A 2880-nucleotide genomic window follows, 5' to 3' on the forward strand; every position below is an offset into this window, starting at 1 on the left:
GTGCTGTCTGCATGGAAGGGGCAGCGGCAGGCGTAGTCCTTGCCCTGCTTGGTCAGCACGATGCCGGCCGACTCGATCAGGCGTACGAGCGAGACGTCGGCCTTGAGTCGTTCGATTTCTGCGTCTGGGATGCGGGCCATGGCCTGTTTGCCTCTAAAATGCGTCAAGTCGCAATATGGGCATAATTATGGTGTCTAGTGTGCTACCATTGTCAAGTCTATCCATATCTCAGGGGATACCATGATGAGCATCGCTACCCACTGGCTCATCACCATGCAACTCGCAACCAGACTGATTCAGCTACGCAAGCAGAAGGGCCTGTCACAGCAGGCGCTAGCCGATGCGGTGGGTTTGCACGTGACGCAGATCAAGCGCTACGAATCGGGAGCTACTCAGCCCTCATTGGAGGCGCTGAAGAAGATCGCTCTCACCTTCGGTGTTTCAACCGACTCGCTGCTGTTCGATGAGGCCGAGCGCGGCCCCAGCGATGAGCTGCGCTTGCAGTTCGAGGCGGTCAGCCATCTACCGCCCGAAGAACAGCGCGTCGTGCGCGAGGTGCTGGAGAGCCTGATCATCAAGTACCAGGTACGGCGCTGGGATTCGCAGCGGACGGCGGCGCAGTAAACCCAAGCGGCTAAAACAGAAGCCCCCTGAACCCCATGCACTGCCTGGGGTTGAGGGGGCTTTTTTGCGGCTATCTACCAACCAACAACAACAACGGCCAGCCTTTAAGGGGCTGGCCGTTTTCGTATCCACTGGGCTGCGGGCTGCCTGCCTGATTCGCCTTCCCGGATGTTGTCACCGTTGAACTACCGCAGTAGCAGCGCGATCGCACCACCCCCCGGATGTTGTCACTTTTGGGGAGGACCCGCACTAGCTGGGCAGGCCGTGCTCAATCGCCAGCAACTGCCGCTCCACCGCGTGGCCGCCGTGGGCGGTGTCGAGCAGGGTGAGCGGGGCCGCGCCCAGCAGGCGGTGCGGGTGGGCCAGCCAGGCGCCTGCGCGTGCAGGGTCGCCGAAGGCTTGCGCCGCATGGTGGGCGATGCGGGCCAGGCGCAGCAGGCGTTCGCTGGCGGCGGGGTCGAATTGGCCGGCAGCACGGAGGCGGCGGGTCAGCGTGGCCGGGCTGAGGCCGAGCGCCGGGGCCAAGTCGGTAGTGGTCAGGCCAAGTTGGCCGACCAGGGTGGCAGCCTCGCCGACCAGGAGGCCGGCGCGGAGGGCGGCGATCTGCTCGGCGGGTGGAGCTGCCAGTAAGTTGTCCAGGGCCGTGCTCATGGCTGGACTGCCTTCTGGGTAGCCGGGCGCTTGGCCAGTTCCTTGTCGGCGTAGGCGTTGGCGTCGCCGCCCAGGGTGGCGGGGAAACGGATGTCGCCTTTGGCGTGATGCTCGACCACGTAGCGGATGGCCAGCAGTTCGCGCAGTACGGCGTCGAGCGCGGGGGCGCTATAGGCCTCGCGCAGCCGTTCCACGCCCTTTTGCATTTCATCGGCCGCCAGGCCCTTGGCAATCAGGTACATGCAGTAGTCCGACAGGTTCATGCGCCGCTCGCCGGCCCATTGCTGCAACTGGGCCTTGGTGGCGGGGTCGGCGTAGATCGAGATGGGGGTGGATTTGCGCATGGGCGGGCGGGGTTCGGGTTGACGGTGAATGTCACTATAGAACCGCTTAGAACCTGGCGCTGTAAGCCTGTTTATTGCACTAGCGAATTTACGGTAAAGGCATAGTGACATTCACGGCTAAGCCAGCTGCGGCGCGGGTTTCAGGCCAACCGGCAGGTTGCGTGGTGTGTGATGGAAACACAGGGGCGCGGGTCTCCCGCAGAATCCGGCCAAAGCCTTGATACAGCGAGGGTTTGCGCAAGTGGCGGGATTTTACGCGGGCGACTGTCCCATAGGACGACGTAGGACGGGCATAGAACGCATATAGGACGGATATAGAACGCACCTAGAACGGACTGCGAACGGGGGTAGAACAGCGCGGGCAGTAAAAAGCCGCCTCCGAACCAACGGGGCGGCTTTGTGGTGTTACGTAGTTGAAGCGGTGAACGTTGGACCTCGCAAGCTCGGCACCAACCTACCGTTCTAAGCCGCCCGCAGCCTGTCGTCTTCTTCAGCAGTCTGGCAAAGCTTGTCAATAAAGTCTGCCAAACCGTTGTCAGCGCTGATTTCAGTCCGAATTTCGGAGAGCAATCTATAGAACTCTTTAAACTCCGCCGGGCTCAATTCATCGGCGCAAATCATGTCCATACCAAACTCATCCGTCGATTGAAGGAGTTTTCTGGCGACATCAGAATTGTTTGCTTGTTTCCGAAGCGCATCAGCTATCCATTCGAAATCAATCGTTCTGACGTCAAGTGATTTATCGACGGCAATGACTACTGTTCCGGCCATGTTAGCGCACCAAATAGATTATTTTTTGCTGCGAGCTCAAAGGCAGCGTATCGACAAAATCGAATAGCTTTTGAGAATTCGCAGTGGTCAAAAATCGGGTATCAAATGGCATCAAGTCCACGCCATCCGGCTTTGCCAGCTTGTTCGCAAACGATTCCGAAAATTTCGGGAAAGTTTTGTCAAAGTGGGTGTTGAGCATTTCCGCCTTCGCGAAACTATCTGGCGTGAGCTTTAGGTCCATTCGCGCCCCAGCGAAAGGGCCCGAGTCAACGATAAAGTCCGCGCTGGTACCAGCTGGCGCACGAACAAGTGAGCCACCTAGGTAGTTTTCCATTTCTGCTGCAACACCAGCCTCACCCGGCCTAAATTTGCCAACGTCACCATCCAAGGCGTTCAAGCGACGCTGTGCGGCAAGGCTAACCGGGTCACGGGCAATAAGTGCCGTGGGACCAGATCCATTCAGTCCAATACCGCCCGCCCTGTTTGGAAC

6 protein-coding genes are annotated in these 2880 nt (G+C 59.4%); 1 reads left to right on the plus strand and 5 read right to left on the minus strand.

The window, feature by feature from the left end; translation table 11 throughout:
* A partial coding sequence (locus FFS57_RS26350; protein WP_171014205.1) for a CHC2 zinc finger domain-containing protein occupies positions 1-140 on the minus strand: 140 nt, incomplete at its 3' end.
* Between the two features lie 133 nt (positions 141-273).
* Here FFS57_RS26350 and FFS57_RS24550 point away from each other — a divergent pair.
* Positions 274-624, plus strand: coding sequence for a helix-turn-helix domain-containing protein (locus FFS57_RS24550; protein ID WP_349306752.1), 351 nt, complete (start codon positions 274-276; stop codon positions 622-624).
* A gap of 249 nt (positions 625-873) precedes the next feature.
* Here the strand turns inward: FFS57_RS24550 and FFS57_RS24555 are convergent, their stop codons facing one another.
* The 4 genes from FFS57_RS24555 to FFS57_RS24570 all read right to left on the minus strand — a co-directional run.
* Positions 874-1275, minus strand: a complete 402-nt coding sequence (locus FFS57_RS24555; RefSeq protein WP_137940456.1) for an Xre family toxin-antitoxin system antitoxin — start codon at positions 1273-1275, stop codon at positions 874-876.
* Positions 1272-1619, minus strand: a complete 348-nt coding sequence (locus tag FFS57_RS24560; RefSeq protein ID WP_137940457.1) for a hypothetical protein — start codon at positions 1617-1619, stop codon at positions 1272-1274. The genes FFS57_RS24555 and FFS57_RS24560 overlap by 4 nt, the downstream gene beginning before the upstream one ends.
* A gap of 462 nt (positions 1620-2081) precedes the next feature.
* The gene (locus FFS57_RS24565) at positions 2082-2390 is read right to left on the minus strand and encodes a hypothetical protein (protein WP_137940458.1); all 309 of its coding nucleotides are present in this window, start codon (positions 2388-2390) and stop codon (positions 2082-2084) included.
* Position 2391: 1 nt separating this feature from the next.
* Positions 2392-2880: hypothetical protein (locus tag FFS57_RS24570; RefSeq protein ID WP_212749179.1), on the minus strand; the 489-nt coding region annotated here is incomplete at its 5' end.

It is taken from the genome of Chitinivorax sp. B, assembly GCF_005503445.1.
Lineage (GTDB): Bacteria > Pseudomonadota > Gammaproteobacteria > Burkholderiales > SCOH01 > Chitinivorax.